Annotated in this window: 20 protein-coding genes, 1 tRNA gene and 1 pseudogene; 20 read left to right on the top strand and 2 right to left on the bottom strand. The window is 45.8% G+C overall.

Annotated features, from left to right (window positions below; translation table 11 throughout):
• Nucleotides 1-77: 77 nt before the first annotated feature.
• On the bottom strand, nt 78-914 hold the full coding sequence (locus tag ACH19P_RS11665; RefSeq protein WP_462158699.1) for a hypothetical protein: 837 nt from the start codon (nt 912-914) through the stop codon (nt 78-80).
• A 232-nt stretch (nt 915-1,146) separates the two neighbouring features.
• Between ACH19P_RS11665 and ACH19P_RS11660 the strand changes: the two genes are divergently transcribed.
• Nucleotides 1,147-2,307: a serine hydrolase domain-containing protein gene (locus ACH19P_RS11660; protein ID WP_462158698.1), complete on the top strand. Its 1,161-nt coding sequence runs from the start codon at nt 1,147-1,149 to the stop codon at nt 2,305-2,307.
• Between the two features lie 64 nt (nt 2,308-2,371).
• Here ACH19P_RS11660 and yhbY read toward each other — a convergent pair whose 3' ends face one another.
• A complete protein-coding gene (gene yhbY, locus ACH19P_RS11655; RefSeq protein ID WP_462158697.1) occupies nt 2,372-2,668 on the bottom strand; it encodes a ribosome assembly RNA-binding protein YhbY in 297 nt (98 codons plus the stop codon).
• 88 nt (nt 2,669-2,756) lie between these two features.
• Here yhbY and rlmE point away from each other — a divergent pair, with 88 nt between their 5' ends.
• The 19 genes and pseudogenes from rlmE to ACH19P_RS11560 all read left to right on the top strand — a co-directional run bounded on the left by rlmE (nt 2,757) and on the right by ACH19P_RS11560 (nt 25,355).
• Nucleotides 2,757-3,386: a 23S rRNA (uridine(2552)-2'-O)-methyltransferase RlmE gene (rlmE, locus tag ACH19P_RS11650; RefSeq protein WP_462158696.1), complete on the top strand. Its 630-nt coding sequence runs from the start codon at nt 2,757-2,759 to the stop codon at nt 3,384-3,386.
• Nucleotides 3,387-3,450: 64 nt separating this feature from the next.
• Nucleotides 3,451-5,376 carry an ATP-dependent zinc metalloprotease FtsH gene (gene ftsH, locus ACH19P_RS11645; RefSeq protein WP_462158695.1) on the top strand — a complete coding sequence of 642 codons (1,926 nt, stop codon included), beginning with the start codon at nt 3,451-3,453 and terminating at the stop codon, nt 5,374-5,376.
• Nucleotides 5,377-5,489: 113 nt separating this feature from the next.
• Nucleotides 5,490-6,338 carry a dihydropteroate synthase gene (gene folP / locus ACH19P_RS11640; RefSeq protein WP_462158694.1) on the top strand — a complete coding sequence of 283 codons (849 nt, stop codon included), beginning with the start codon at nt 5,490-5,492 and terminating at the stop codon, nt 6,336-6,338.
• 17 nt (nt 6,339-6,355) lie between these two features.
• Nucleotides 6,356-7,697: pseudogene (gene glmM / locus ACH19P_RS11635) on the top strand (phosphoglucosamine mutase).
• 80 nt (nt 7,698-7,777) lie between these two features.
• The gene (gene tpiA, locus ACH19P_RS11630; protein WP_462158693.1) at nt 7,778-8,521 is read left to right on the top strand and encodes a triose-phosphate isomerase; all 744 of its coding nucleotides are present in this window, start codon (nt 7,778-7,780) and stop codon (nt 8,519-8,521) included.
• Between the two features lie 6 nt (nt 8,522-8,527).
• Entirely contained in the window at nt 8,528-8,881 is a 354-nt protein-coding gene (secG, locus tag ACH19P_RS11625) for a preprotein translocase subunit SecG (protein WP_462158692.1), read from the top strand.
• A gap of 10 nt (nt 8,882-8,891) precedes the next feature.
• A tRNA-Leu gene (locus tag ACH19P_RS11620) sits at nt 8,892-8,977 on the top strand.
• Between the two features lie 440 nt (nt 8,978-9,417).
• Nucleotides 9,418-9,873 carry a ribosome maturation factor RimP gene (rimP, locus tag ACH19P_RS11615; protein WP_462158691.1) on the top strand — a complete coding sequence of 152 codons (456 nt, stop codon included), beginning with the start codon at nt 9,418-9,420 and terminating at the stop codon, nt 9,871-9,873.
• Between the two features lie 38 nt (nt 9,874-9,911).
• The gene (nusA, locus tag ACH19P_RS11610) at nt 9,912-11,411 is read left to right on the top strand and encodes a transcription termination factor NusA (protein ID WP_462158690.1); all 1,500 of its coding nucleotides are present in this window, start codon (nt 9,912-9,914) and stop codon (nt 11,409-11,411) included.
• A 25-nt stretch (nt 11,412-11,436) separates the two neighbouring features.
• The gene (gene infB, locus ACH19P_RS11605; RefSeq protein WP_462158689.1) at nt 11,437-14,103 is read left to right on the top strand and encodes a translation initiation factor IF-2; all 2,667 of its coding nucleotides are present in this window, start codon (nt 11,437-11,439) and stop codon (nt 14,101-14,103) included.
• A 112-nt stretch (nt 14,104-14,215) separates the two neighbouring features.
• Nucleotides 14,216-14,608 (top strand): 30S ribosome-binding factor RbfA, encoded by a 393-nt coding sequence (gene rbfA, locus ACH19P_RS11600; RefSeq protein WP_462158688.1) that lies wholly within the window; start codon nt 14,216-14,218, stop codon nt 14,606-14,608.
• A gap of 5 nt (nt 14,609-14,613) precedes the next feature.
• Complete coding sequence (truB, locus tag ACH19P_RS11595; protein ID WP_462158687.1) at nt 14,614-15,555, top strand: tRNA pseudouridine(55) synthase TruB; 942 nt, start codon at nt 14,614-14,616, stop codon at nt 15,553-15,555.
• Between the two features lie 97 nt (nt 15,556-15,652).
• Nucleotides 15,653-15,922, top strand: coding sequence for a 30S ribosomal protein S15 (gene rpsO, locus ACH19P_RS11590; protein ID WP_347389058.1), 270 nt, complete (start codon nt 15,653-15,655; stop codon nt 15,920-15,922).
• 245 nt (nt 15,923-16,167) lie between these two features.
• The gene (gene pnp / locus ACH19P_RS11585; RefSeq protein WP_462158686.1) at nt 16,168-18,297 is read left to right on the top strand and encodes a polyribonucleotide nucleotidyltransferase; all 2,130 of its coding nucleotides are present in this window, start codon (nt 16,168-16,170) and stop codon (nt 18,295-18,297) included.
• A 51-nt stretch (nt 18,298-18,348) separates the two neighbouring features.
• Entirely contained in the window at nt 18,349-19,263 is a 915-nt protein-coding gene (gene nlpI, locus ACH19P_RS11580) for a lipoprotein NlpI (protein ID WP_462158685.1), read from the top strand.
• A 37-nt stretch (nt 19,264-19,300) separates the two neighbouring features.
• Complete coding sequence (locus ACH19P_RS11575; RefSeq protein WP_462158684.1) at nt 19,301-20,434, top strand: hypothetical protein; 1,134 nt, start codon at nt 19,301-19,303, stop codon at nt 20,432-20,434.
• A gap of 263 nt (nt 20,435-20,697) precedes the next feature.
• On the top strand, nt 20,698-23,490 hold the full coding sequence (locus ACH19P_RS11570) for a monovalent cation/H+ antiporter subunit A (RefSeq protein ID WP_462158683.1): 2,793 nt from the start codon (nt 20,698-20,700) through the stop codon (nt 23,488-23,490).
• On the top strand, nt 23,490-23,831 hold the full coding sequence (locus ACH19P_RS11565; protein ID WP_462158682.1) for a Na+/H+ antiporter subunit C: 342 nt from the start codon (nt 23,490-23,492) through the stop codon (nt 23,829-23,831). The genes ACH19P_RS11570 and ACH19P_RS11565 overlap by 1 nt, the downstream gene beginning before the upstream one ends.
• Nucleotides 23,832-25,355 (top strand): monovalent cation/H+ antiporter subunit D, encoded by a 1,524-nt coding sequence (locus ACH19P_RS11560; RefSeq protein ID WP_462158681.1) that lies wholly within the window; start codon nt 23,832-23,834, stop codon nt 25,353-25,355.
• The last annotated feature ends 1 nt before the right edge of the window (nt 25,356 follow it).

The raw sequence follows: 25,356 nt of genomic DNA, 5'->3' as shown, positions 1-25,356 counted from the left end.
TTTTATTTTTATTGTAATGACAGTTACTGCTACAAACTGTAAGAAATTGTAGGAAGCGAGCTACCACGGAGTTCGCGTCAGTTAATGCTTATTTTCTCGAGTAAAATACCGCTCAGATAATAGTGAAGGTCAGGGACTAACGCGCTCACTTCTGTGGTTGTACAGGCCCCCGCAATTTTATCTAGCTCTGAAGACTTAGTGACGACTTGATAACTCGGAGCAATAGGTGCGGGTTTGTCACCGCGCTCAGCGAGTGCATCAGGTGCGTTGTGTGTTTGTACAAATTGCTGAACTTGTTTTTGGTTTTCAATGCTATCAGTTAATGTTAATTGGAATCGCAATGGGTTGCGTTGAAAACTCGCTGTGTCCAATGATGACTTAGCAAACCACACTACATCTTTGGAAGCCAAGTGGGTTAACTTCATACTCACTGAGCCAGAGATATTACTACAGCTGTAAGTCGCCAATTGCTCTTGTAGGTCTTCTTTACTGAGAATATGGCCATTGCTGAGGGTATACTCAGCATCATCTGTTTCACTGATATCAAGCTGATTGATGCTCAACATATAATCCGCTTGCTTAGGATCTGTAATGACTATCAACTCTTTTTCATTAAAGATTGCAATCAGTCTATTGCGTAATCGATCTGTCAGCGCTACTTGCTGACTATCAATAACGACTGTCTGACCGCGATTAACTGGGTGAGCTGGTAATTGCACGGATTTTAAACGGGGAATTTGATGGTCTATTTGATATTCGAGCACATAAGTGCGTTCACTCAGAGTCGGTTTGGTCGGCATAACAACGCGTTCAGTTTGTGATTCCATGATAGGCATTGGCATGTTAAAGCTGCTGCAGCCCGCAAGCACAAGGGTCGTAAAAACTAAACCGCTTTTTACTATATTGTTAGTCATGGTTTTAAAAACACTCAGTTGCATATAGGGGCTCGAAGTTAGTTATATTTCACACTTTGTTTAACAAGTACAAAATCCAAGACGTATGGTTACTTTTGTAGATTCTGAGGTGGCTTTTCATCATTAAAAATGTCAGCCCACACATACAAACGCTGTATTGTACGTGAGTTTAACCTAAACTTCATGGTATTATTTACGTCAATAAACGTCTTACTGAACAAAAATAAAAATAATGAGAAAGAAGCGATTAACTTCCTTACTTTGTTTATTTGCCTTGATGTTTTTGGCTCCTATGTCTTCTCAAGCAAGTAAACCTGCGGCCGATGCCAATCAATGGCATGACTTTGTTGACTCCTATGTTTCCGATCTTGAGCGTCAGCTTGAACAAAAAAAGATACCCGGGGCAGCGCTTTCGATTGTTCATGGTAACCACCCTTCGGTCGCCTTGGGATTTGGTAAAACAAAATTAAAAAAAGGTCGACAGGTTGACGTCAATACTCGCTTTCGCCTTGCCTCTGTATCAAAAACGTTCGCGGGCTCTTTGGCTGCTAAACTGGACGCCCAAGGAGTGATTGACCTAGAATCTCCCGTCGACAAGTACATTCCCGAACTTAAACAAACGCAATATCAAAATACGCTAAAAGTTTCTCACCTGTTAAGTCATGCAAGTGGTTTGGTTCCCAATGCTTACGATAACCTTATCGAATCTCGCATGTCCTACCCAGACATCGTTGAACGCTTGCTTCAAGTAGAACCAATCTGTCAGCCTGGACAATGCTATGGTTATCAAAATGTGATGTTTTCACTCGTGGGTGATGTGATAGAGCGCGCCAGCGGCATGGATTATGAAACCTGGATGCATGAATTTATTTTCAGGCCCCTGCGAATGCGTCATGCCAGCGTCGGTTATGAAGGGATGGTCGCAGACGATAATTATGCATACCCACATGTCAGAGGCAGAAAGAGCTGGCACACTGCACGCTTGAAAAAGAACTACTACAAAGTACTTCCAGCTGCTGGAGTTAATGCCAGTGCAGCGGATATGGTGCAGTGGCTCAAAGCTCAGTTGGGTATGTACCCAAGCGTGTTATCGTTAGACGCACTGCAAACTCAAGTGCAACCTTATACGCTTACGACTAAAGAAAAGCGTCGTCGTATATGGAAAAAACATGTAAAGCAAGCCCATTACGGTTTGGGTTGGCGTATTTATCAGTATGACAATGAAACAATTTACTATCACAGTGGATGGGTGCAAGGGTATCGAACCGATATCGTCGTCATTCCGAGACTCAATGTTGGCTTTAGCTTGCTGCTTAATGCCGAAACAGGGTTGATCAATGAGCTAACAACGCAGTTTATAGATCAACTGTTGGCGATGGAGAGAAAAGCGTAACTACAGCTGTGGAATTAGGATACAAAAAAGGTCAGCGATGCTGACCTTTTTTATGTGCAGATTATTAATTGCGAGGCAATTGAATCTTGCGGTCTTCACTTTGTCGATAGAGTGCGATGATGTGACCGATGGCTTGCACTTTATGTGCACCTGTCTCACGGACAATCGCTTCAAAAATGAGTGCTTTGGTCTCGCGGTCGTTAGTTGGAACGCGCACTTTAATCAACTCGTGAATATTCAAAGCACTGTCTATTTCCGCAATAACACCTTCGGTTAAGCCGTTTGCACCAAGCAAAACAACTGGCTTGAGAGGGTGCGCAAGGCCTTTTAGATACTGCTTTTGTTTATTCGATAGTTTCATAGATTTTCTAAATTTTGCTGATTCGAGCTTGAATTATCGGTATTCTAACGCCATCTAGCAGATAATACTATTAAGTTACGTGTAATTTATGACGAATAAAAAACACTCTGCGAGCTCGAAGCGTTGGCTCAAGGAGCATTTTGATGACCACTATGTGCATGAAGCACAAAAACAAGGGTGGCGTTCACGAGCTGTATTTAAGCTTGAAGAAATACAGCAAAAAGACAAGTTACTGCGCGACGGTATGACCGTTGTCGACTTGGGTGCCGCTCCTGGAAGTTGGTCACAGTATCTTGCTCAGCAAGTCGGCGACAACGGGCAAGTTGTAGCGTGTGATATTCTGCCGATGGATTCGTTGGCTGGTGTAGACTTCCTTCAAGGTGATTTTCGGGAAGAAGCTGTGCTTAACGCGTTGCTCGAACGTATCAATGGTAAGAACGTAGATGTTGTGTTCTCAGACATGGCACCAAACATGAGTGGCAACATGAGCACAGACCAAGCAGGTAGTATGTATCTGGTTGAGTTAGCTCTGGATATGTGTCACCAAGTGTTGAAAAAGAATGGTGCTTTTGCGGTTAAAGTTTTCCAAGGAGAGGGCTTCGACCAGTTTGTGAAAGACGTTCGAGACTGTTTCAAAACAGTAAAAATCCGTAAGCCCGATGCGTCGAGACCGCGTTCTCGCGAGGTATATGTAGTAGCGACGGGCTACAAACTGTAGTACAGTTGTCGGGAAAAGTTGAATTTAATTAATTTAGATACAAGAGGTTAACACCTTGAGTGATATGGCAAAGAATTTAATACTCTGGCTAGTTATTGCCGTGGTTTTAATGTCGGTTTTTCAGGGCTTTAATGGCTCAGATAATCTTGATAGACAAACCAGTTATACACAATTTGTGAAGGACGTACGTAATCAACAATTACGTGAAGTAGTAATGGACCGCGGCACAGGCATGATCACCGGGGTTAAAACCAATGGCGATCGTTTCCAAACAGTCATGCCAATGTACGATGAAGACCTTATCAATGATCTATTGAAAAATGATGTCAACGTCAAAGGTGTTCTTCCAGAAGAGCAGTCTTTCTTAGCGACCATCTTCGTTTCTTGGTTCCCAATGTTGCTGCTTATTGGTGTATGGATTTTCTTCATGCGTCAAATGCAAGGCGGTGGCGGCAAGGGCGCGATGTCTTTCGGTAAGAGTAAAGCGCGCCTGATGAGTGAAGATCAAGTTAAAACGACATTTGCTGATGTTGCTGGTTGTGACGAAGCTAAAGAAGATGTCACTGAACTTGTAGATTTCCTTCGAGACCCATCTAAGTTTCAAAAACTAGGCGGCAGTATTCCTAAAGGTGTGCTGATGGTCGGTCCTCCAGGTACAGGTAAGACGCTACTGGCAAAAGCCGTAGCTGGAGAAGCGAAAGTACCATTTTTCACTATCTCAGGTTCTGACTTCGTGGAAATGTTCGTGGGCGTGGGTGCATCACGTGTTCGTGATATGTTCGAACAAGCGAAGAAAGCGGCTCCTTGTATCATCTTTATCGACGAAATTGATGCCGTTGGTCGCCAACGTGGTGCCGGTATGGGTGGCGGTCATGATGAGCGTGAGCAAACACTCAACCAAATGCTTGTTGAAATGGATGGTTTTGAAGGTAACGAAGGTATTATCGTTATTGCTGCGACCAACCGTCCAGACGTACTAGACCCAGCCTTACTTCGTCCAGGTCGCTTTGACCGACAAGTAGTGGTTGGTCTACCTGATATTCGTGGTCGTGAGCAGATTCTTAAAGTACACATGCGCAAAGTGCCTTTAGCTGACGATGTAGAAGCATCAGTTATCGCGCGTGGTACACCAGGTTTCTCTGGTGCTGATCTCGCCAACCTTGTGAACGAAGCGGCATTATTCGCTGCTCGCGGTAACAAGCGCGTTGTTAGCATGGCAGAATTCGATGCTGCGAAAGACAAAATCATGATGGGCGCTGAGCGCAAATCAATGGTGATGTCTGAGCAAGAAAAAGAAATGACGGCATACCATGAAGCAGGTCACGCAATTGTTGGACGCATGGTCCCTGAGCATGACCCTGTATACAAAGTATCAATTATTCCGCGTGGTCGCGCGCTAGGTGTGACTATGTACTTGCCGGAGCAAGACCGTGTAAGTCATTCAAAAGAACACCTCGAGTCGATGATCTCAAGCTTGTACGGTGGCCGTATTGCTGAAGCCTTGATTTACGGTGATGACAAAGTCACTACGGGTGCAAGTAATGACATCGAACGTGCGACACAAATCGCTCGTAAGATGGTGACACAGTGGGGTTTGAGCGCCAAAATGGGACCACTTCTTTACGCGGAAGAAGAGGGTGAAGTGTTTATGGGCCGCGGCTCTTCGCGTAGCATGAGTATGTCGGATGAGACTGCAAAAGCAATCGACGTGGAAGTACGCGAACTTTCTGATCGTAACTACCAGCGTGCTGAGCAAATTCTGCGTGATAACATGGATATCTTGCATACCATGAAAGATGCACTAATGAAGTACGAAACCATTGATGCGAAACAGATTGATGATCTAATGGCCCGTCGTGACGTTCGTCCACCGAGTGATGCACACGACCTTAAGCATCAAGAAAAATCCAAGGCTAAATCAGAAGCGGTAAAGGAAGAAGAACCTGCACCAAGCGCTGACGATAAGCCTAGCACACAAGACGACAAGTAAACCCAAAGCCCCATACTCATTGGGGCTTTTCCTTCTTAAACTTTTCCACTCATCTCGAGCAAGCAGCTTAAAGGGATAGTTTAAGAAGGCTCTGTATAGAGAAAATAATAACAATGTTACTTCTACCTCGAGGCCGTGAACTCGACCTCACAACCCCACAGGTAATGGGGATCCTCAACGTAACTCCAGATTCTTTTTCTGACGGCGGTCAGCACAATAACATCGACAGCGCTGTCAATCGTGCGATGGAAATGCTTGCCCAAGGCGCCACCATTATTGATATTGGTGGTGAATCAACGCGCCCAGGTGCAGCCGATGTACTCGAACAAGAAGAATTAGATCGTGTGGTTCCGGTTATTCAAGCGATTCGTGAACGCAGTGATTGCGTGATATCAATAGACACAAGCAAAGCAGCAGTTATGCAAGCAGCGGTTCACTCTGGTGCTGATATCATCAATGATGTGCGTGCCCTTGAAGAGCCAGGAGCGCTAGCCGTTGCCGCGAAGGTCAATGTACCAGTGTGCATTATGCACATGAAAGGGCAGCCGCGTTCCATGCAAACCGCACCAGATTACGAAAATGTCACACTCGAAGTCGCAGACTATCTTGCAAAAAGGGCACAGTGCTGCTTGGATGCAGGTATCAATGCCAAAAACATAATCATTGACCCTGGATTCGGTTTTGGTAAATCTCTGCAGCATAACTATCAGTTACTCAAAGAACTAGAACAACTTAAAAGCTTGGGCTACCCCATACTGACGGGTCTCTCAAGAAAATCCATGTTTGGACAATTACTAAATAGAGGCGCGGATGAGCGATTGAGCGCTAGCCTAGCAGGTGCTTTAATTTGTATGCAAAAAGGCGCAGCAATTGTCCGAGTGCATGATGTAAAAGAAACAGTGGATGTGGTTCGTGTGCACAACGCAACAATGAACCCTCTGCAAGCGCAACCAGCAGTATAACGCGTAGGAATGAACTAATGAGCAACAGAAAATATTTTGGTACCGACGGCGTACGAGGCCTAGTGGGTGAGTATCCTATTACGCCAGAATTTGCCCTCAAGCTTGGCTGGGCAGCAGGTAAGGTGCTGTCAAAAATAGGTACTCGTAAAGTTATTATCGGCAAAGATACGCGGATCTCAGGCTATTTACTGGAAACGTCTTTGGAATCAGGCCTGATTGCTGCAGGCATCGACGTCGTTTTACTTGGTCCGATGCCAACACCAGCCGTTGCTTATTTAACGCAAACATTCCGTGCGGAAGCCGGGATTGTTATTAGTGCATCGCACAACCCTTATCACGACAATGGAATTAAGTTCTTTTCGAGTGAAGGCTTAAAGCTACCAGATGAGGTAGAACTTGAAATAGAAGCCATGATGGACCAAAAGATGGAATGCGTACCGTCTGAAAAATTGGGTAAAGCTCGTCGTCTAGTGAGTGCGGATGGTCGTTACATCGAGTTCTGTAAAAGCCAGTTCCCACAAGGTAAGTCACTCGAAGGACTCAAAATTGTTCTTGACTGCGCAAACGGTGCAACATATCACATTGCCCCAGCGGTAATGCAGGAGTTGGGTGCAGAAGTTATTACCTTTGCCTGTGAACCAAATGGGTTAAATATTAATGCAAAATGCGGTGCGACCGATGTCGCTGCGCTCAAGCGTAAAGTGCTTGAAGAAGGGGCTGATGTTGGTATTGCCTACGATGGCGATGGCGACCGTGTAATGATGGTTGATCACAAAGGGCATGTCTTCGATGGTGATGACATTGTTTATATCATCGCAAGCTTACTCCATGAACAGGGAGAATTGGGTGGTGGTGTCGTGGGCACTGTGATGTCTAACATGGGTCTTGAAAATGCACTTAAAGCAAAAGGAATAGAGTTTGCTCGCTCAAAAGTGGGCGACCGTTATGTCATGGCGTTGCTAAAAGAAAAGGGTTGGAAAATCGGTGGTGAAAGTTCCGGTCACGTACTTAACCTAGATTTGATCAGTACTGGTGATGGCATTATCTCAAGCCTACAAGTGTTGGCAGCTATGGTAACAACAAACAAAACATTGCGCGATTTAGGTCAAGGTTTTGTCAAATACCCAATGAATATGATCAATGTACGCTATCAAGCAGGCACAGACCCAACCATTGCACCAGAAGTTAAAGGCAGCGGTTGCTGAGGTTGAGCAATTACTTGCTGGAAAGGGGCGTGTGCTGTTGCGCAAATCAGGTACTGAACCGGTTGTGCGCGTCATGGTCGAAGCTGAGCAAGAGAAACAAGTGCTCGATTTTAGTCAGAAAATCGCCCAAGTTGTTGAAAGTGTGAGCAGTTAAACGCTTTTGCAAAAATATTATCTTGTAACTTCGGGCGAGTCACGATAGTATCTCGCCCGCTTTCGAACATGGAGTAAGACATGGCGTCACGTAAGCCTTTTGTGGCAGGTAACTGGAAATTAAACGGTTCACTTGAACTACTCAATGAAATGGCAAATGAAATTAAGGCTGTTTCAGGGCAAGACGTTGATGTAGCTCTTTTTGTTCCTGCTTTACTTGTTGGCGAATGTGCCAAGTTAGGTGTCAATACGGGTGTGCAAACAGTGTCAGAGTTCGACTCTGGTGCATACACAGGTGAAACCCAAGCAGGTTTAGCGAAAGACCTTGGTGCGCAATACGCACTTGTGGGTCACTCAGAGCGTCGTCATATTTTTGGTGAAAGTGATGAGGTGGTTGCTGACAAATTCGTAAAAGCGCAACAACACGGCTTAATTCCAGTGTTGTGTGTTGGCGAAACTGAGCAACAACGAGAGCAAAATGAAACCGAATCTGTAATCAGTGCGCAAATAGACGCAGTGGTTAAAAAATTAGGTGTGGCTGGGCTGGAACAATCTGTGATAGCATACGAGCCGGTTTGGGCTATCGGCACAGGTAAAACTGCTTCGCCGGAACAAGCTCAACAAGTACACCAATTTATTCGTGCGAAGATCGCGTCGTTAGACAGTGAAATAGCACAGCGTTTGCTTATCCTTTATGGTGGCAGCGTAAACGAAAAAAACAGCAGTGAATTATTTGCACAACAAGATATTGATGGTGGCCTAATTGGCGGAGCAAGTCTTAAGACCGATGCCTTCATTAGTATCTGTAAAAGTGCAAAAGGATAGAATTAAATGTACGAGATTCTTTTAGTAGTTTATTTGATTGTTGCAATTGCACTTATTGGTTTTGTGCTAATTCAGCAAGGTAAAGGCGCTGACATGGGTTCGTCATTCGGTGCTGGTGCTTCTGCAACCGTATTCGGTTCGTCGGGCGCTGGTAACTTTATGACAAAGACAACAACAGTGTTAGCAACTGTATTCTTTGTGTTGAGCATTGTGTTAGGTAACCTAACAGCAGGCCAAATCAAGAAAACAGACCAATGGGAAAATCTAGAAGCAGCACCTGCAGTTGAAACTGTAAACGATGCAGCGAGTGATATCCCAGTTGAGGAACCTAAGAGCACAAACACTGACGTTCCTAACTAAGAAAGATTAAGCCGTGGTGGTGGAATTGGTAGACACGCCATCTTGAGGGGGTGGTGAGCATAGCTCGTGCGGGTTCAAGTCCCGCTCACGGCACCATATAAAGAGACCAAGCGAATAGCTTGGTTTTTTTATGTAAAGGCCTTGTTAAATCAGGCTTTAAGCGTTATCGATGGTTGCTTATTGATAACCACGGCACTATAATAGGTGCCATGAATGAAGCGCAGTACTTTCTTTCGCTTCATGCAGCAGATTTTTAAACAGCGAAAGACAAGTTCTTTAGTTGTTGATTGAAGTTCGCGCATTCTCTGAAATGCGCGTTTTGCGTTTAGCAGAAGAGATTTTGCTAAGTCGTCGCAGCGGTTTATCGTACAGATATAGCCCGCAGCCAAGCTTGGCCCTAGGCCGCACAGAAAATCAGGAAGTATCTACTTTCGAGAAGATATTTCCAGTGTGACGCCCCGCTTGGTTCGGGGCGTTATTGTATCTGTATTGAAAATGGGGCTTTAGCCCTTTTTTTGTTTCTATGGAGAAGTTTCGTGACAAAGCTCGAACAAACATTAACTGAAATGTTAACACCGGCGGTCGAAGCAATTGGCTTTGAGCTTCTGGGGCTTGAGTTCATTCAAGCGGGTCGCCATTCCACACTGCGTGTGTATATCGACCATCCAGATGGTATCACGGTGGATAACTGTGCTGATGTCTCTCGACAAGTTGGTGCGATCCTCGATGTAGAAGATCCAATTACTAATGAATACGATTTGGAAGTGTCATCACCTGGCGTAGATCGTCCACTGTTCAAACCAGAACATTACCAAAATGCAGTGGGTGAAGAAGTCAGGTTGAGAACCAAGCTTCCACAAGATGGTCGCCGTAATTTTAAAGGCGACCTAGTAGCAGTTAACGCTGATATGATCACAATCAATGTTGATAATGAAGAGTTTATGCTCATGATCAGCAACATTGAGCGTGCAAATATCATCGCCAAACTTTAATTTCAGTGCGAAGGAATAGGGCAAGCGAGGCAATACCTATGGCAAAAGAAATCCTATTGGTGGCGGAAGCCGTTTCCAATGAAAAAGCGGTCCCCAAAGAGAAAATTTTTGAAGCATTAGAGTTCGCACTAGCGACCGCAACAAAGAAAAAACACGATGGTGACATTGATGTACGTGTATCAATCGACCGTAAAACTGGTGATTACGACACGTTCCGTCGTTGGCAAATCGTTGAAGCGCAAGAAGATGGCAGCTTAGAAAATCCATATCGCGAAATTACCCTTGAAGCAGCTCAGGTTGAAGAACCAGAGAAGCAATTGGGTGACTTCGTGGAAGAGCAAATCGAGTCAATCAAGTTTGACCGTATTACTACGCAGATGGCTAAGCAAGTTATCGTACAAAAAGTACGTGAAGCTGAGCGTGCACTTGTGGTTGAAGCTTATAAAGATCAAGAAGGTGAGTTGGTAACGGGCGTTGTTAAAAAAGCAAGCCGTGAAGCCATCATCCTTGATTTAGGTAACAATGCCGAAGCGGTAATCTACCGTGATGACATGCTTCCGCGTGAAAACTTCCGTCCGGGTGACCGTGTACGTGGTTTATTGTACGCCGTGCGCCCAGAAGCGCGTGGTGCGCAATTGTTCGTAACACGCTCTAAGCCTGAAATGTTGATGGAATTATTCCGCATTGAAGTGCCTGAAATTGGCGAAGAGATGATTGAACTTCGTTCAGCGGCACGCGATCCAGGTTCACGTGCGAAAATCGCCGTTAAGTCAAACGACAAGCGTATCGACCCTGTGGGTGCGTGCGTAGGTATGCGTGGTGCACGTGTACAGGCTGTTTCTTCAGAGCTAGGTGGTGAGCGTGTTGATATCGTGCTTTATGATGACAACCCAGCGCAATTCGTTATCAATGCGATGGCACCAGCGGAAGTAGCTTCTATCGTAATGGACGAAGATTCACGTTCAATGGATATCGCTGTTGAAGCAGACAACCTAGCACAAGCGATTGGCCGTAACGGTCAAAACGTACGTCTAGCTAGCCAATTAACTGGCTGGGAGCTAAACGTAATGACGGTTGAAGACATGCAATCGAAGAACCAAGCTGAATCAGACAAACTGATCTCACTGTTCACAGAAGGCTTGGACATCGACGATGACTTCGCTGAGCTATTAATTGGTGAAGGCTTCTCAACACTAGAAGAAGTGGCATACGTACCAACAAGCGAATTCCTAGAAATCGACGGTCTTGATGAAGACACCGTCGAAGAGCTTCGTAACCGCGCTAAAGACGCTCTAACAACAAAGGCGTTGAAAGACGAAGAAAGTCTTGAAGGCGCAGAGCCGGCTGAAGACCTATTAAGCCTTGAAGGTTTAGATTGCCACCTAGCTTACGTAATGGCAAGTAAAGGTGTTATCACTCTTGAAGATCTAGCTGAGCAAGGTATTGACGAACTAGTAGAAATTACAGAGCTTTCTGAGCAGGAAGCGGGCGACCTAATTATGGCTGCACGTAACATCTGCTGGTTCGGTGAAGAGTAATTTATTAACGGAGGTAACAAACAACATGGCAGAAGTAAGTGTAGCAAAACTAGCCGAGGACATTGGTACAACTGTTGATAAATTGCTCCAGCAATTGGACAGTGCTGGTATTTCAAAGCAAGCTGATGACCAGGTAAACGAGTCAGAAAAAGCACAGTTGCTTGACCATTTGTCAAAGCAACATGGCGGCTCTGGCGCATCAGGTCCAGAGCGTATGACACTGCAGCGTAAAAAGAAAAGTACGCTAAGCGTGACAGGCTCAACAGGCAAAGCTAAGGCCGTTCAAGTAGAAGTGCGCAAAAAGCGCACCTACGTGAAGAAAAGTGCCTTAGAGGAGCAGCAAGAGCAAGCGCGTTTAGAAGCTGAAGAGCAAGCGCGTCTTGAAGCTCAAAAGTTAGAAGCTGAGCGTAAAGCGAAAGAAGACGCTGAACGTAAGGCAAAAGAAGAGGCAGATCGTAAAGCTAAAGAAGAAGCTGATCGTAAAGCCAAAGAAGAAGCGAAGCGTAAAGCCGAAGCACAGCGCAAAGAAAGTAAAGATTCTGCAAAGGATGAGGCGCAAACTCAGAAAGAACGTGAAGAAGCTGAGCGCTTACAGAAAGAAGCAGAAGAGGCAGCATTGAAAAAAGCTGAAGAAGAAGCACAACGTCAAGCAGAAGAAGCTCGTCGCCTAGCGGAAGAAAACGAAGCACGCTGGAAGCAAGAAGAAGAGGAGCGTAAACGCCGTGAAGAAACGGCTGATCACCACCTAACTACTTCTACTTATGCTCGTGAAGCAGAAGACGAGTCAGATGCACGTGAAGAGAAAAGCGCGCGTCGTAAAAAGAAAAAGCCCAAAGGCAAAGAAGCTGAAGCACCTATGAAAATGGGTAAAGGCAAAAAAGGTAAGCTAAAAGCGCCTACCTCTTTACAGCACGGGTTCCAAAAACCAGTAGCGGATAAGAAAGCAGAAGTACGTATCGGTGAGACTATCACCGTTGCTGAACTCGCTTCTCGTATGGCTGTTAAAGGTGCCGAAGTCGTTAAGACCATGATGAAAATGGGCGACATGGTTACCATCAACCAAGTAATTGACCAAGAAACAGCACAACTCGTTGCTGAAGAAATGGGTCACAAAGTGGTTGTTGTTCGTGAAAACGAACTAGAAGAGAAAGTACTAAGCGACCGTAACGAAGAAGGGACAGCCGTTCCTCGTGCGCCAGTTGTTACTGTTATGGGTCACGTAGACCACGGTAAAACATCAACACTTGACTACATTCGTTCAGCGAAGGTTGCCTCTGGTGAGGCTGGTGGTATTACGCAGCATATCGGTGCATACCACGTTGAAACAAACGGTCACATGATTACTTTCCTTGATACTCCTGGACACGCAGCGTTTACTTCAATGCGTGCTCGTGGTGCGAAAGCAACGGATATCGTAATCCTAGTTGTTGCTGCGGATGATGGTGTAATGCCACAAACTAAAGAAGCGGTTCAGCACGCGCGTGCTGCAGGCGTACCTTTAATCATCGCTGTCAACAAGATGGATAAAGAGGGTATCGACCCAGATCGTGTTAAGAACGAGCTAGCTCAGTTAGACGTTATTCCTGAAGAATGGGGTGGTGACACGCAATTCGTACACATCTCTGCGAAAACAGGTTTGGGTATTGATGACCTTCTTGAAGCAGTACTAATGCAGGCTGAAATCCTTGAGCTTACTGCTCCGACTGAAGGTATGGCAGCCGGTGTTGTTATTGAATCGCGCCTAGATAAAGGCCGTGGTCCAGTTGCCTCTATCCTTGTTCAATCAGGTACGCTTAACCAAGGCGATATCGTACTGTGTGGTCTAGAATACGGCCGCGTTCGTGCGATGAAAGATGAGAACGGTCAAGACATCAAGTCTGCGGGTCCATCAATCCCAGTTGAGATTCTAGGTCTTTCTGGTATCCCAGCGGCGGGTGATGAAGCTACCGTTGTTCGTGACGAGCGTAAAGCACGTGAAGTTGCACTTTACCGTCAAGGTAAATTCCGTGAAGTGAAACTAGCGCGTCAACAGAAAGCGAAGCTTGAAAACATGTTTGCTAACATGACTGAAGGCGATGTATCTGAAGTAAACGTGGTACTTAAAGCTGACGTACAAGGTTCAATCGAAGCAATTTCTGATTCATTAACTAAACTTTCTACTGATGAAGTGAAAGTGAAGATTGTTGGTTCAGGCGTAGGTGGTATCACTGAAACTGATGCAACACTTGCAGCAGCGTCTAATGCAATCGTTGTGGGCTTTAACGTACGTGCTGATGCATCTGCACGTAAAGTGATTGAAGCTGAGAACCTAGACCTACGCTACTACAGCGTTATCTACAGCCTGATTGAAGAAGTTAAACAGGCAATGTCAGGTATGCTTGCGCCAGAATTTAAGCAAGAGATCATTGGTCTTGCTGAAGTACGTGACGTGTTTAAGTCACCTAAAATTGGTGCAATTGCAGGTTGTATGGTTACTGAAGGTGTTGTTAAGCGCAGCGCGCCTATCCGTGTACTTCGTGATAACGTGGTTATCTATGAAGGTGAACTTGAGTCGCTTCGTCGCTTTAAAGACGACGTACAAGAAGTTCGTAACGGTATGGAATGTGGTATCGGCGTTAAGAACTACAATGATGTTAAAGTTGGCGACCAGATCGAAGTATTCGAGACAGTTGAAGTTCAACGTTCACTGTAAGCCTTACTGACCTAAATAAATGATGGGGGCCTTCGTGCCCCCATTTGTGCATTGTGTATTACCCGGCTGCTGTTCAACAACGCACAGGGTATTTTTTATATAAGTGGTGATAATGAGAGAGTTTTCTCGCACAGAGCGCGTAGCGCAACAGATCCAAAAAGAAATCGCCGTGATCATCCAGCGTGAAGTGAAAGACCCACGTTTAGGCATGGTGACTGTATCGGCGGTTGAAGTATCGCGTGACTTATCTTATGCGAAAATCTTCGTGACTGTCTTCAATCAAGAAGATGAGAGCAAAACCAAGCAAAGCATGCGCATTCTAAATGACGCCAGCGGTTATATCCGTTCATTGTTGGGTAATCGTATCCGCGCGCGTATCGTTCCAGAACTTCGTTTCGTGGTAGATACCTCGTTAATGGAAGGTATGCGTATTTCTAACCTTGTTGACTCAGTGATGCGCGAAGATGAGCAAAAGCGCGGTACTCAGTCAGACGAAGAAGAATAAGCCAGATGGCCCGTCGTACCAAAGGCCGTCCGGTTGATGGCGTACTCTTGTTACACAAGCCGCAAGGTATATCGAGTAATCGTGCCTTGCAACAAGCTAAAGGCATTTATTACGCGCAAAAAGCTGGCCACACCGGGGCACTCGACCCATTGGCCACAGGCATGCTCCCCATTTGTTTTGGTGAAGCAACTAAATTCAGCCAATTCTTACTCGATACGGATAAAACCTATGTTGTGCGCGCTAAATTAGGCGAACGCACTACCACCTCGGATGCTGATGGTGAAGTAGTACAAACCCGTGATGTCAATGTTACTAAAGCGCAAATTGAGCAACATGTTGCTGGGTTTTTAGGTGAGTCTGATCAATATCCATCTATGTACTCAGCGCTGAAGTATCAAGGTCAGCCTCTTTACAAATACGCGCGCGAAGGCATTGAAGTGCCGCGCAAATGTCGCCGTATTACCGTGTACAGCCTGACACTGGATGAATTTGACGAGCAAGCGAATGAAATTCAGATGACCGCCCATGTATCCAAAGGCACGTACATTCGTACTATCGTTGATGACTTAGGTGAGTTACTCGGCTGCGGTGCCCATGTGATCATGCTGCATCGCTCAAAGGTAGGGCATTATCCAAGTGAGAAAATGGTCACCTTAGACGAGTTACAAGCACTACTTGATGACGCTAAAAGCCAAGACAAAGCACCAGGAGATGTCCTAGATACCTTGCTGCTGCCTATGGATACAGCGGTTCAAGATTTGCCAAGCGTGGAAGTGAACGAAGAGCAAGCGATTGCTTTTGCTCACGGACAAACGGTGGTTATCGGCGAAGTGCCAGAAGACGTGTGCGCTGTGCGTTGTGGTGAGCGTTTCCTCGGTGTCGGTGAGCGAAACCAACATGGACACCTTAAAGCGAAGCGTGCTGTAGCTATCACAAATAACTTGTAGTTCTATACAAGCTTGGTAAAATAGCGCGCTCAATTGGTGGGGCTGGATTAGTGATCGGCTCTTACCGTATATAAACACTCAATTTTTGGAGTAAATTATGTCACTAAGCAACCAAGAAAAAGCAGAAATCATTGCTAAATTTGCACGCGCTGAAGGCGACACTGGTTCACCTGAAGTACAAGTTGCACTTTTAACTTTCGATATCAACAAGCTTCAAGGCCACTTTGCTAACCACAAGCAAGACAACCACTCACGTCGTGGTCTTCTTCGCAAAGTAAGCCAGCGCCGTAACCTTCTTAACTACCTTAAAGGTAAGAGCATCGAACGTTACACTGCGCTAATCCAAGAACTTGGCCTACGTCGCTAATTCTTTGATACCAGTTTGAAAAAGGGGCCTAATCGCCCCTTTTTTTGTGCGCCTTTGGCGAGTATACTTAGCGCTGTCTAAGTTTCGCTATTAGGCAGACTAGATGGCACCATATTGCCAATTGTAGTAAATAAAGGCATTCGCTTGAGTGTGGTTATTTACTGTAATTGGTGAGGTGCTTAAGAAAATCCTTAGTCAATTCACTGTTTGTGAAATGACTAACTGCAACTTAAGGAAACATTTAAGTGCAAGCAATTATTAAAGAATTCCAATACGGACAACACACAGTAACGCTTGAAACGGGTGCAGTTGCACGTCAAGCAGACGGTGCAGTATTAGCAAGCATTGGCGATACGACAGTGCTCGTAACAGTAGTAGGTAAGCGTGACGCTAACCCAGGTCAAGACTTCTTCCCTCTAACAGTTAACTACCAAGAAAAAATGTATGCGGCTGGCCGTATCCCGGGTGGTTTCTTAAAGCGTGAAGGTCGTCCTAACGATGGTGAGACACTAATTGCACGTCTAATTGACCGTCCAATCCGTCCGCTATTCCCTAAAGGCTTCGTAAACGAAGTACAAGTAATCGCAACTGTTGTTTCAGTTAACCCTGAAATCCAACCAGACATCGTTGCTTTGATTGGTACATCAGCAGCACTCGCGCTATCTGGTATTCCATTCAACGGTCCAATCGGTGCATCACGTGTAGGTTACATCGACGGTCAATACGTTCTTAACCCGTCAATGACTGAGCTTAAAGAAAGTAAGCTTGACCTCGTTGTCGCTGGTACTGACAACGCCGTACTTATGGTTGAATCAGAAGCTGAAACACTTGCAGAAGACGTTATGTTGGGTGCAGTTGTTTACGGTCACGAGCAATCACAAGCGATCATCAATGCAATCAACGAATTTGCAGCTGAAGCTGGCAAGCCTGCATGGGATTGGACAGCACCTGCAAAAGACGAAACATTGGCTGAAAAAGTAGCAGCAATCGCTGAAGAGAAAATCGGTGAAGCGTATCGCATCACAGATAAAGTAGCGCGTAAAGATGCACTAAGTGCAGCGAAGGCAGAAGTAATCGAGAAACTAAGCGCTGAGCTTGGTGAAGACGAAAGCCTTGATGAGCAAGAAGTATCTGGCGTGTTCGGATCACTTGAGAAGAAAATCGTACGTGGTCGCATCATCGCGGGTGAAAAACGTATCGACGGTCGTTCTCCAGACATGGTTCGTGCTCTTGACGTTAAAACGGGTGTACTTGCTCGTACACACGGTAGTGCAATTTTCACACGTGGTGAGACTCAGGCACTTGTAACTGCAACGCTTGGTACAGAGCGTGATTCACAGATGATTGATGACCTATTCGGTACGTCAACGAATCGTTTCATGTTGCACTACAACTTCCCTCCATTCTGTGTAGGTGAAACTGGTTTCGTAGGTTCTCCTAAGCGCCGTGAAATCGGCCACGGGAACCTAGCTAAGCGTGGTATTGCAGCAGTTCTTCCTACGCTTGAAGAATTCCCTTACTCAATCCGTGTGGTGTCTGAAATCACAGAATCTAACGGTTCTTCTTCAATGGCATCAGTATGTGGTACGTCACTTGCGCTTATGAACGCGGGTGTACCAACTAAAGCATCTGTAGCGGGTATCGCGATGGGTCTTGTGAAAGAAGGCGAAGACTTTGTCGTTCTTTCTGACATCCTAGGTGACGAAGATCACCTTGGTGACATGGACTTTAAAGTAGCCGGTACAGCTGAAGGTGTAACTGCACTACAAATGGATATCAAGATTGAAGGTATCACTCAAGAAATCATGCAAATTGCGCTTAACCAAGCACAAGCTGCACGTCTACACATCCTAAATGTAATGGACGAAGCGATTTCTGCACCAGCGGCTGAGCTTTCAGACTACGCTCCACGTATCTACGTTGTGAACATTCCACCTAAGAAAATTGCTGACGTTATCGGTAAAGGTGGCGCGACAATCCGTGCACTGACTGAAGAAACAGGCACTACGATTGAAATCGAAGACGATGGTACTGTTAAGATTGCAGCGACGAACGGTGAGAGCGCGCGTGCAGCTATCGCACGTGTTGAGCAGCTAACTGCTGAACTTGAAGTAGGTACTATCTACGAAGGTAAAGTGGTACGTATCGTAGACTTCGGTGCATTCGTTAACGTTCTTCCAGGTAAAGACGGTCTAGTTCACATTTCGCAAATCAGCGAAGAGCGTGTGAATAACGTTGCTGATCACCTAAGTGTTGGTCAGGAAGTAAAAGTGAAAGTACTAGAAGTAGACCGCCAAGGTCGCGTACGTTTGAGCATCAAAGAAGCGCAGGGCTCTTCTGCACCTGCGGCTGATGAGTCAAAAGACGCTGAATAAGCGATAAAAGCATAGTAAAAGGGGCTGTTTAGGCCCCTTTTTTATGTTTTAATGAAAGTCCATGTATGGATAAATAGGTTTAGGGCTTTGAGAAAACTTATATCGCTTTGTGTTTCGAGCGTTGTGGCAGTCATGCTAACAGGCTGTCAAACTACACCCGAAAGTCCTCAATATGTTGTTACGGTTCCTTTTGCGGCCCCTTTACCTAGTGATTACCGTAGCGAAGTCGCGGTAGCGAGATACACCGAATTAATCGAACAAGCTGAACTCTCAAATGATCAACAAGCAGCTTTGTACTATGACCGTGGTAAGTTGTTTGAAAGTCTAGGTTTAACGACCTTGGCACGTATCGATTTCAGCCGCGCAATCAACCTTAAGCCTGATTTTGCAGAAGTGTATAACTTCTTGGGCATTCATCACACGCTGATGCAGCAATACAGCAAAGCTTATGAGATGTTTGACTCTGTATTGGAGCTCAATGCCGAGCATGAATACGCGTACCTTAACCGGGGGATTGCACTGTATTATGGTGAGCGCCCTGAATTGGCGGTGGATGACCTACAAGCATTCTTGAATTTTGCACCAGACGACCCTTATCGCGTATTGTGGGTTTACCTTGCACAAAAAGCGCAAAATCCAGAAGGTGCTCAAGCGAACTTGAATAAAATGGTTCAAGCGCTTGATCCTCAAAACTGGGCTTATAAGTTAGTTGCTTATTATAAAGGCGATATTTCCGAACAGGACTTATTGTCGAGCTTAGCTGAGGGCGTTGAGTCACACCATGAATTCGCTGAGCGTCTTTGTGAAGCCTATTTTTATCTCGCTAAGAGTCATCAAGCTCAAGGTCATAACACTTTAGCGAGTGATTACTTCAAGCTTGCGTTGTCGACCAATGTGTATGAATTTGTCGAGTATAAATATGCGCGACTTGAATTAGATATCATGGCAGGCGAGGGTGCGCTCTAGCCTCCTTATAGCGCTTATGCTAGGGGTGTGCGCGAGTGTGAGTCAACATCGCGATGCAGCCCTGTTTTATGCTGTACACGACCCACAAGCAGCATTGGCGTATTATTACCGAGCGCCACAACACATTCCTTACTCCTTACTCGATGAGCCGAGTTTAAGAGCGCTTGCGGCACATAACGCCACAGCCGCATTATTGCTTGTTGCTCAGCGTTTAGTGTTGGCTAGAGATTATCGTGGGGCGCGAATTTACTGGCAAAAAGCCCTCAAACAACATCACAATACTCACCCAGCGCTTTGGCAGGCGTTATCTTCATTACTCATCGAGCATAAACAGTGGCAGTCGCTATCTGATATTCGCAAATCAGTCAGTTTGCCAGAAGAAGTGGAAGTGTTGTGGCGGATGCATCAAGGGTTAAGTATTAACCCCGTTTCAGACGATATTGCTGATGAGTTAGGGTTTGGCACGTCGCTTGAATATGCGCAATCAGACACATGTCCTTATAACGTGTTGCTATTGGGTGATAGTTTGGCAGCGATGCAGCAGTTGCAAGCAATTAAATCTCAGTACGAAGAGCAGCCAGAACCTACATCCGGCTTAATTTGCTTATCACAACCGAATTACATTGGTGGCCGAATAGAGTGTGCTCCAAATGATGCTCAATTTGGGCTGTGCAATTGGCAACGCATCGCTGCAAGCCCCGCGGATTTCCCCCAAGGGTTTGATTTTATTGTCATGATGACGCAATCTGGCCTTGCAAACGTGCGTGCGGGCATTATGCATGTGAACCTGCAAACGCAGTACCACACATTCTTGCATGAACTGCTGCACTTTTCAGGCTTCACAGATGAATACCGAGCACCCATGAAACAACAGGGATATTGTGAGCAACAAGGACGCGTGTTTGCTAACTTATATGTGGGTGAATCGGGGCCGGCTGGATGGGTGACGAGTGATTATTGTGCTAATGGTCGTGGTTTCAAACCAACCAACAGTGTGTCGATAATGGAGCACTCTGAAGTTGGCTTATCTCAGTCATATCGGCAATTGTGGGTTCAACAATTAGAAAACCCGCATAACCAGCTGCGTTTTGCAGATTGGTTTTATGCCATCAGTGGAAATGAAAGATGGCGACAATATCGTCGTGCTCTGGATGACAAAAATAACTCATAAGCACTTGGATTTGTTCAGTTCTCAAGAAATAATGTTAGGTAGGTTAGTAGGGTGTTAACGTCCGCCTAAGTTTTAGCCGAATAGGCTGTCGCAGTCTAGACAAAGGCTAGGCAGCCCAGTATAACTGGTTAATTATTAATATTTAATTGGCACTGTACTAATCTTATTAGTGACAACATCAGTACAAAAAGCACCCGCTTCATAATGGGTGATAACAAAATGATTGCCTGCGCTATCGGCAACAACAAAAAGGTTCATACACTATGACATTGCTGTGGATACCCCTGTTATCCCTTATTGGCAGTCTACTTGCGAGTTTTACCGGCAAATTGACGCGTAACCAAAGCGCGGCCGTCACTGCAGTAATGCCCATTATATGCTTGGCGTTGGTCGTCAGCATGGCACCGCAAGTGCTTGCTGGTGAAATCCTGTATGCCAGCCTACCTTGGATCCCTGAACTAGGGGTGAATCTCTCTTTTCGTCTCGACGGGTTGGCACTGCTATTTTGTATTCTTATTCTCGGCATTGGCTTATTAGTCATCTTGTACGCGCGTTATTATCTGAGCGCCAAAGATTCGATGCCGAAACTCTATGCTTACTTGATGTTGTTCATGACCGCAATGCTGGGCATTGTTACAGCCAACAACATTATTCAAATGTGGTTCTTTTGGGAGCTAACCAGTGTTAGCTCGTTCTTGCTGATCAGTTACTGGTGGTACAACCCAGAAGCGCGCAAAGGTGCGCGCATGGCGCTGGCTATTACCGGTGCTGGCGGCTTAGCCTTGCTTGCCGGATTAGTGTTAATCGGACAGCTGGTCGGGAGCTATGAACTTGACGTTATTTTGCAAAATGGTGAATTGATTAAGAGTTCAAAGTGGTACCCACTTATTTTAGTGTTGGTATTGCTGGGCGCATTCACTAAATCGGCGCAATTCCCTTTCCATTTTTGGCTGCCGCACGCCATGGCAGCCCCCACGCCTGTGAGTGCCTATTTGCACTCAGCCACGATGGTAAAAGCGGGTATTTTCCTGTTAGCCCGTTTTTACCCAGCCTTAGCGGGTACGGAGCTGTGGTTCATTATCGTCGGCGTCACCGGCTTAACGACCTTGTTAATGGGCGCGTATATTGCCTTGTTCAAACACGACCTTAAAGGCTTATTGGCATACTCGACTATCAGCCACCTTGGTTTGATTACCTTGCTACTGGGTCTTGATACTCAGTTGGCAGCGGTGGCGGCCATATTCCATATTATTAACCACGCTATCTTTAAAGCGTCATTGTTTATGGCGACCGGTATCATCGACCACGAAACCGGCACGCGCGATATGCGGAAGATTAACGGTATGTGGCGTTACATGCCTTACACCGCAACCTTGGCTATGGTGGCAGCATCGTCCATGGCGGGTGTACCTCTGCTCAATGGTTTCTTATCAAAAGAAATGTTCTTTGCTGAGACACTGCACCAGCAAATGCTAGGGTCAATGTCGTGGTTAATTCCAGTACTAGCAACGGTGGCAGGGGCGTTATCTGTTGCTTACTCGGCACGTTTTATTCACGACGTATTCTTTAATGGTGAGCCCAAAGACCTGCCAAAAGAGCCGCACGAAGCTCCGCGCTATATGCGCGTTCCAATTGAGATTTTGGTGTTATTGTGTGTCCTTGTGGGTTTGTTCCCCGGTTTTGTTGTCGACCCAATTCTGATGGTGGCATCGAATGTCGTACTCGGTGGTGAAGCACCAGATTACCACATAGCTATTTGGCACGGATTTAACTTGCCACTGTTCATGAGTGCTGTAGCGGTTGCCGGTGGTTTGTTTATCTACTCACAACGTAAATATTTGTTTCAGTTCCAAGCGTCTCTGCCTAATGTGAGTGCGAAGAAGGCCTTTGATGCGAGCATTCAACGGGTGATTGATTGGTCTCGAGAGCAAATTTTACGTATCGAAAACGGCTCATTGCAGCGTTATATATTCATTTTAATTTTATCTACCTTGATTGTTGCTGGGTTACCCTTATTTGAAATGCATACCTTAGCAGGTGCAACGGGGTTAACTGACATTGATGCGCATAACGCGATTGGTGCTGGTTTGCTCATGGTAGGCTCATTGGCCACCTTGATTTGGCACCGTTCACGCATGGTGGCGTTAATCTTAGTGTCAGTTGTGGGCTTGATGACCTCAGTGGCGTTTACCCGCTTCTCAGCGCCTGATTTGGCGTTAACTCAGTTAACGGTAGAAGTAGTAACGGTGATGTTACTAATGTTGGCATTGTTCTTCTTACCCCAACGTACACCGAAAGAGTCAAGCTCGTTGCGCATCTTACGCGATTTAGGGATCAGTAGTGCGATTGGTATCGTCATTGGCAGTATTTGTTACGCCATTTTGACCCGCCCACAAGAAAGTATCTCGCAGTTCTTCATCGGCAACGCCAAAACAGGCGGTGGCGGTACGAATGTGGTGAACGTAATTCTTGTGGACTTCCGTGGTTTTGATACGCTTGGTGAGATTACTGTATTGGGTATCGCGGCGCTGGGTATTTATAAGTTGCTGCTTAATTTGCCTCTGTTTATGCCTGCATCGGACAGCGAAGGTCGCCCATGGGCACGTGAACGTCACCCATTATTACTTGCAAGTATTTCACAAAGCTTGTTACCGCTTGCAATTATGGTGTCTGTGTATATCTTCTTGCGTGGTCATAACATGCCTGGCGGCGGCTTTATCGCAGGTCTTGTTACCTCTATCGCCTTCATATTGCAGTACATGGCTAATGGTTCAAATTGGATCATGGCACGTATGGATATTAACTACCGTAAAGTTATCGCTTCTGGTTTAGCAATCGCGACAATTAGCGGCTTGGGTAGTTGGGCGTTTGGTCGCAACTTCCTTACGAGTTGGTTCGATTACTTTGATATTCCACTGGTGGGTAAAACCGAGTTGGCCAGTGCCATGATTTTTGACCTTGGGGTATACCTCACGGTCGTCGGTGCAACATTAATGATTCTCGCAAGTCTGGGTAAATTGACGGCGGAAACACCAAAAGAAAAGGTTAATCTCTAATGGAACTCTTATATGCATGTTGTGTAGGTCTGTTAGTGGCCTGCGGTGTTTATCTGATTTTACGCGCACGGACTTTTCCAGTGGTACTGGGATTAACTATGTTGTCATATGCCGTGAACTTATTTTTGTTCTCATCAGGTCGATTGAAAATAAACCAAGCTCCTGTTCTTGGGCAATCAGCAAGTTATGCCGATCCATTACCGCAAGCACTGGTGCTTACAGCGATTGTAATTGGTTTTGCAATGACCGCGTTCGTGGTGATTTTGTCGATTCGTGGTCGTGCGGATTTAGGTAATGATCACGTAGATGGACAACCACGCTCGAAAAAGAGGTCAAAATAAATGCAGCATTTGATCACGCTTCCGATTCTATTGCCACTGATTGCGGGGATAATCCTGTTATTGCCGCCGTGCGGTAAAAGTTTGGTGTTAAGGCGCTGGGTTGCCACCTTTATGGCACTGATTACGTGTATCACGTCAATGATGCTACTTGGTGAAGTGATTCATCACGGCTCGATTGTTTACGCCATCGGCGAATGGCAGCCACCGTTTGGTATCGTGCTATTCGCTGATCCGCTCGCGGTTATTTTGACTATTTTGACCAGCTTCCTGACCTTGGTGACGGTTATCTATGCGAGTCGTGCCGATGATAAGGCGGGCAGTTTTTATCACCCTCTGACGCATTTCTTGCTCATGGGGGTCAATGGTGCCTTTCTTACAGGTGACTTATTCAACCTATTCGTATTTTTTGAAGTATTGCTCATCGCATCCTATGCCCTGATGATGCATAAAAAAGATAAGCACACGACCAAAGCAGCCCTGCATTATGTGATTTTGAACCTTGTTGGTTCGAGTATATTCCTGATTGCATTGGGCATTTTATACGGCGTACTGGGAACGCTTAACATTGCTGATATGGCGGTGAAAGTTGCGGCTTTACAAGGTGATGACATCTTCTTGGCGAAAATAGGTGGCTTAATGCTGCTTATTGTCTTTGCCCTAAAAGCTGCTTTATTGCCGCTTCATTTGTGGCTACCTGCCACCTACAGCCGCGCCATGCCAGTCGTTGCTGCACAGTTCGCGATTATGACCAAAGTAGGTGTGTACGCCATAATGCGTGTGTTTACGGTTATTTTTGGCGAACAGGCAGGTGAACTCAGCGGCTTGGCTGCAACGTGGTTATGGCCGTTAGCGTTGGTGACTTTGGTTGTCGGCGCTGTGGGGGTACTTGCTGCGGAAGACCTACGCCGCTTAAGTGCCAACCTTGTGATTGTGTCTGTAGGCACCTTGATTGCTATGGTTGCCCTGAACGATGAGAAAGCAACAGCTGTTGCGATTTTCTACATGATTCACTCTACGATTGCGTGTGCCGCGATGTTTTTAGTCGCGGATATGATTGCGCTGCAGCGTGGCAAAGTGCAAGACAGGTTTGTAAACAGCCGCAGTGTTGCTGAACCTAAATTACTGGGTTTTTGTTTTATCACTGCCGCAATTGCTTTGGCAGGTTTACCACCATTGTCTGGGTTTATCGCAAAACTGTGGTTACTTGAAGCGTCATACAGCGTGGGTGTAGCTTGGGTGTTCTGGCCTATTTATTTATTAGGGAGCCTTGCAACACTCGTTGCGTTGTCGCGCGCAGGTACAAGCCTATTTTGGCATGACCATCCTAATCATGAGGAGCAATTTGAAAGCAATGTTTACTCGGGTAAACGTCGTGCGATGGCGTTGGTCATGATCTTGTCTGTGCCAGTATTGATGAGTGTGTTCGCATCACATATCAGTGATATTAGCTCAAAAGCGGCAGCGTCATTGCACGATACGCAAGTGGCTATCGATACTGTATTTGCGCTGGCTAAGGAGCAATAAC

Source organism: Pseudoalteromonas sp. GB56, assembly GCF_054923835.1.
This window is presented reverse-complemented; position numbering and strand designations above follow the sequence as displayed.

What these genes read in the sequence shown, in the direction of transcription:
- ACH19P_RS11665 (WP_462158699.1), bottom strand. Translation starts at nt 914, where the DNA reads ATGACTAACAATATAGTAAAAAGCGGTTTAGTTTTTACGACCCTTGTG.
- ACH19P_RS11660 (WP_462158698.1), top strand. Translation starts at nt 1,147, where the DNA reads ATGAGAAAGAAGCGATTAACTTCCTTACTTTGTTTATTTGCCTTGATG.
- yhbY (WP_462158697.1), bottom strand. Translation starts at nt 2,668, where the DNA reads ATGAAACTATCGAATAAACAAAAGCAGTATCTAAAAGGCCTTGCGCAC.
- rlmE (WP_462158696.1), top strand. Translation starts at nt 2,757, where the DNA reads ATGACGAATAAAAAACACTCTGCGAGCTCGAAGCGTTGGCTCAAGGAG.
- ftsH (WP_462158695.1), top strand. Translation starts at nt 3,451, where the DNA reads ATGGCAAAGAATTTAATACTCTGGCTAGTTATTGCCGTGGTTTTAATG.
- folP (WP_462158694.1), top strand. Translation starts at nt 5,490, where the DNA reads ATGTTACTTCTACCTCGAGGCCGTGAACTCGACCTCACAACCCCACAG.
- tpiA (WP_462158693.1), top strand. Translation starts at nt 7,778, where the DNA reads ATGGCGTCACGTAAGCCTTTTGTGGCAGGTAACTGGAAATTAAACGGT.
- secG (WP_462158692.1), top strand. Translation starts at nt 8,528, where the DNA reads ATGTACGAGATTCTTTTAGTAGTTTATTTGATTGTTGCAATTGCACTT.
- nusA (WP_462158690.1), top strand. Translation starts at nt 9,912, where the DNA reads ATGGCAAAAGAAATCCTATTGGTGGCGGAAGCCGTTTCCAATGAAAAA.
- infB (WP_462158689.1), top strand. Translation starts at nt 11,437, where the DNA reads ATGGCAGAAGTAAGTGTAGCAAAACTAGCCGAGGACATTGGTACAACT.
- rbfA (WP_462158688.1), top strand. Translation starts at nt 14,216, where the DNA reads ATGAGAGAGTTTTCTCGCACAGAGCGCGTAGCGCAACAGATCCAAAAA.
- truB (WP_462158687.1), top strand. Translation starts at nt 14,614, where the DNA reads ATGGCCCGTCGTACCAAAGGCCGTCCGGTTGATGGCGTACTCTTGTTA.
- rpsO (WP_347389058.1), top strand. Translation starts at nt 15,653, where the DNA reads ATGTCACTAAGCAACCAAGAAAAAGCAGAAATCATTGCTAAATTTGCA.
- nlpI (WP_462158685.1), top strand. Translation starts at nt 18,349, where the DNA reads ATGAAAGTCCATGTATGGATAAATAGGTTTAGGGCTTTGAGAAAACTT.
- ACH19P_RS11570 (WP_462158683.1), top strand. Translation starts at nt 20,698, where the DNA reads ATGACATTGCTGTGGATACCCCTGTTATCCCTTATTGGCAGTCTACTT.
- ACH19P_RS11565 (WP_462158682.1), top strand. Translation starts at nt 23,490, where the DNA reads ATGGAACTCTTATATGCATGTTGTGTAGGTCTGTTAGTGGCCTGCGGT.
- ACH19P_RS11560 (WP_462158681.1), top strand. Translation starts at nt 23,832, where the DNA reads ATGCAGCATTTGATCACGCTTCCGATTCTATTGCCACTGATTGCGGGG.